We start from the raw sequence: 651 nt of genomic DNA, 5'->3' as shown, positions 1-651 counted from the left end.
CTTACACTTGGAAAACAGCCTGCAAATCCTCTTTTGAACAGCTGCCCAGCTGGCTGCCGACTCCGACGGCGCCAGCTCCGGCTCTAAGCCAATCCGGCACTTCAGACGGATGTATCCCGCCTGTCGGAATAAAGGTCACCTGCGGGAAAGGACCCGCTAAATTTTTCATAAACGGGATGCCAAACACACCGCTTGGGAACAGCTTTAATGTCGTAAAACCGAATGTCAGCGCTTCCATAATTTCGCTCGGAGTCAAGACGCCGGGGATATAATGTGTCTTTACAAAAGATAGATGTTCAGCAAGATCAGCTGAAAAACCCGGACTGACAATAAACTGCGCGCCAGCCTCAGCAGCTTCCCCAGCTTGCTGCGCGGTGATGACCGTGCCCGCGCCAATTAAAATATCTTCCCTATTACGGAAGGATTCGATAATATCTGATGCCCCGGGGGTCGTATACGTCACTTCAACTGCACGAATCCCTTTATCTAATAAACTCTCAATCTGCTGACAGGCCTCCTGCTTATCCTTTGAACGAATGACTGCAATCAGCTTTGCTTCTTTCAGACGGTTTTCAACGACTTTGGACTCCATATTAATAATCCCCTTTCTTTTGGTGAACCGTTCTTTGAGCAGATAAAAAAGAAGCTAAT

Annotated in this window: 1 protein-coding gene; it reads right to left on the bottom strand. The window is 48.1% G+C overall.

Features of this window, described 5'->3' with window-relative positions:
* Position 1: 1 nt before the first annotated feature.
* Positions 2 to 592 (bottom strand): bifunctional 4-hydroxy-2-oxoglutarate aldolase/2-dehydro-3-deoxy-phosphogluconate aldolase, encoded by a 591-nt coding sequence (eda, locus tag ACWHAR_RS28250; protein WP_015383933.1) that lies wholly within the window; start codon positions 590 to 592, stop codon positions 2 to 4.
* Positions 593 to 651: the final 59 nt, after the last annotated feature.

The organism is Bacillus sp. LR--39 (genome assembly GCF_053613335.1).
The sequence above is the reverse complement of the archived record's forward strand: the minus strand, read 5'-3'. Positions and strand labels throughout refer to the sequence as shown.